The 3443-nt window shown below is 69.7% G+C and carries 3 protein-coding genes; 2 read left to right on the top strand and 1 reads right to left on the bottom strand.

The annotated features are described in order from the left end of the window. A partial coding sequence (locus DBR34_RS04120; RefSeq protein WP_146186765.1) for a lytic transglycosylase domain-containing protein occupies positions 1-722 on the top strand: 722 nt, incomplete at its 5' end. A 15-nt stretch (positions 723-737) separates the two neighbouring features. Here the strand turns inward: DBR34_RS04120 and DBR34_RS04115 are convergent. Further along, positions 738-2243 carry a hypothetical protein gene (locus DBR34_RS04115; protein WP_128095820.1) on the bottom strand — a complete coding sequence of 502 codons (1506 nt, stop codon included), beginning with the start codon at positions 2241-2243 and terminating at the stop codon, positions 738-740. A 123-nt stretch (positions 2244-2366) separates the two neighbouring features. Here DBR34_RS04115 and DBR34_RS22115 point away from each other — a divergent pair. Further along, on the top strand, positions 2367-3443 hold a 1077-nt coding region (locus tag DBR34_RS22115), incomplete at its 3' end, for an NHL repeat-containing protein (protein ID WP_258223655.1).

Here is a 3443-nt window from a genome sequence, read left to right as displayed (position 1 = left end):
GGTCGGCGTCGGCGCGCACGGTGTACCGCTGCGTGCGGGACAACACCGTGAGCCTGGCCACCGCGCCCGAGCCGGGCTCGAAGTGCACGCCGCAGCAGATCGATGACAGCGCCGTGCAGACCCCCAACCTGTGGGGCAACATGGGCATCTTCAGCGGCACCCTGTACGAACGCGAGCAGGACGGCGCGCTGGTGTATTCCACGCGCAACCTGCCCGGGTCACGGGTGTTCCTGAAGTTCACCGTGGCCACCCCGCCCGGCGAGCCGGCGCACGAGGGGCTGGGCAAGGTGGGCACGCCACAGCTCAACCGCCATGCCAAACAGTTCAAGGCGGCGGCCAAGGCCACCGGCGTGGACGATGCCTGGCTGCGTGCGATCGCCCATGCCGAAAGCGGCTTCGATGCCGGTGCGATATCGCCCAAGGGCGCGCAGGGCGTGATGCAGCTGATGCCCGATACCGCCACCGAATGGGGCGTGGCCGACCCGCTGTCGGCCGAGCAGTCCATCAACGGGGGCGCGCGCTACATGAAGGCGCTGCTGAAGCGCTACAAGGGCGACCGCACCCTGGCGGCCGCCGCCTACAACGCCGGCATCGGCGCGGTGACCCGCTACAAGGGCGTGCCGCCGTACGCCGAAACCCTGGCATACGTGGAAAAGGTCAGCGCGTTGTACCAGCGCTACCGCGAGGCGATGGGCTTCAAGGTGGAAACGCCGGCGCGCTGACCGCGGCGTGCGGCCTCAACGCCACGCACCGCGCCCGTAGATCGGCAGCGTCTCGCGGCGGCCGACCCGTTCCAGCGCGGCGCGCACATCGGGTCGCTTCAGCAGCGTTTCCCAGCGTGCGTCGTTGTCCACGTCGGCGGGCATCGGGGGCAGCGCGCGGAAGTCCTGCATCACCTCCAGCAGGTCCTGGCGGCGCCGGGGCGACTGCAGTTCGGTGATGACCCAGCGGGCCGCCTCGTCGGTGCGCTGCTCTTCCAGCAGCACGTTTACGTACACGCTGCGGCCGTCGTCCTGGTTGGCCTGCAACCACTGGCGGGCCTGCGCCGAGCGCGCGGTATCCCCCAGCGACCGGTACGCGCTGAAACGGATCCACTGGCGCAGGTACTCGCCGAACATCGGTGCCTCATCCAGCCCGTCCAGGGTCTTCAGGGCACGCGCCGGTTTGGCGCTGGACAGGTACCAGCTGGCCAGGTAGAGCCGCTGCAGCGGGTTTACCGTGTCGCCCTCGTCGGTGAGCGTACTGGCCAGCTCCAGCGTTGCCTCGGTCTGGTTGTCCTGGCCCAGCCGGTGCTGGGCCACGGCGCGGTGCAGCAGCACCCACGCCGCATAGGCACCCCCGGGGAAGCTGCGCGGGGCGGCGGCCTCGGTCAGGCGCGCATGGAGCGGGTCCGTAGCGGTCAGCACCTGCGCGTGCTCGCCCAGCAACAGCAGGGTATCGGTGAGCGCGGCGAGGTCGCTGGCCTCTGGCTGCAACAAGGCCGATACGCGCAGGGCATCGGCATGGCGACGCGCCGATTGCAGCGGGTCGAAGCGCGGATCGCGGCGGTCGACCACGGCATCGAAACGCTTGTCGCTGCGCAGCGCGACCACTTCGATCGGCGCATCGATACGCATCACGGTGGCGGCCAGGCGCTGCTGCTGCCCGGCATCGGCCTGCAGCGTGGCCAGCGTCAGCCACACGGCCGTCGGCTCCAGGCCATCGACCTTCCACTGTCGGTCGAACAGCGCCTCCAGCAGCGCGCGGTAGTCATCGGGCTGCTCCTGCAGCGCATCGCCCAGCCGATACACCAGCGGGGCATCGATGTCGGCCAGGAACCGGTCCGATGCACGCAGCGAGCGGGTGATAAGGGCAGCGCCCTGTACCGGTTGGTCCTGCAGCAGCTTCAGGCGACCCAGCACATACAGCGCACGTGCGTCATCGGGCGCCTGTTTCAGTGCCGCGTCCAGGTAGCGCTGCGTCTCCTGCGGCTGGCGCGCATTGAAGGCCGTGCGCCCGGCACTGACCAACCCTTCCAGGCGCTGTGCGGCATCCAGGGTGGCCACGTCGGGATCATTGAACACGCGCTCGAAGCCGATCAGTGCACCCACGCTGTCGCCCTGCTCGGCCAACGCGATGGTGTCGGTCAGGCGCTGCGCGAGCGCGGGTTCAGACGGTGTAGCCACGGGCATCGCAGCGAGTGCTGGCGCGCCGGAAATCGCCAGCAGCAGGGACAGGGCGAGGCGATGGTGCGGGCGGTGCATGGCGCATCCTTGCGTGAGGTCTGCAGCGATTGAACCTGTAACCGCGCAGCCACACAAGCGCATGGGGTGTGCAGACGCGCAGGCAACGTTTAAGGTCTACGCCGGACAAGCGCAGGGATGGCAATGAAACGTTGGCAGGTCATGATCGGCGGGGTGGTGGCGATCACCGCTGCGGCACTCGCATGGACGTTTTTCGACACGCCTGCATCGGCGCCGGTTGAACAGGGCCCGGTACCCACGCCGCTGGCGTGGCAGGCGCAGATCGATGTGCTGGCCGGTGATGGGGTGGGTGGGCTGCGCGATGGTGCCGGTGCGCAGGCGCGCTTCGCCGACCCGTATGCGCTGGCGGTTGATGCGCACGGCGTTGCCTACATCGCCGACGCGGGCGACAACAACCGCATCCGCCGGGTGTATCCCGATGGGCGCGTGGATACGTTGGCCGGCACCGGTGAGGGCTGGCGCGACGGGCCCGGTGCGCAGGCGCAGTTCCATACCCCGTCCGGCATCGCCGTGGATGCCGCGGGCAACGTGTACGTGGCCGACACCGGCAACCATCGCATCCGCCGGATCGGCGCCGATGGCGTGGTGAGCACGCTCGCTGGCGACGGGGTGGCGGGCTTTGCCGATGGCCCGGCCGCGCAGGCGCGGTTCGATGCGCCGATGGGCGTGGCCGTGGATGCCAGCGGCCGTGTGTACGTGGCCGATACCTACAACGACCGCATCCGGGTGATCGAGCCCGATGGCACGGTGCGCACGGCGGCAGGCGGTGAGCAGCCGGGCAACGTGGACGGGTTCGGTGCCGGGACGCGGCTGGATACGCCGGTGGCCCTGGCGCTGGACTCGCACGGCAACCTGTTGATCGCCGACCTGTACAACAACGCCATCCGGCGGCTGTCGCCGGACGGCATGCTGCGCACCCAGGTGGCCGACGGCAGCGTGATGAGCGGTCCGCTGTCGGTAGCCGTTACCCATGATGATGTGCTGTACGTGGGCGACATCAACGGCAAGGTGGTGCAGGTGTCCACGCAGGGCCACCAGGTGGCGTTGGCCGGCGTTTCACCGCAGCCGCGCTTTGCGCGGCCCAGCGGGCTGGCGCTGGATGCGCAGGGCAGTGTGTATCTGGCCGATGCCGCGGCCTACCGCGTGCACCGCTTGCGCCCGCTGGACATCGGTGCGGTGCCGGCACCGGCATTGACCGGC

It is taken from the genome of Stenotrophomonas sp. HMWF003, from assembly GCF_003061285.1.
Lineage (GTDB): Bacteria > Pseudomonadota > Gammaproteobacteria > Xanthomonadales > Xanthomonadaceae > Stenotrophomonas > Stenotrophomonas maltophilia_AP.
This window is presented reverse-complemented; position numbering and strand designations above follow the sequence as displayed.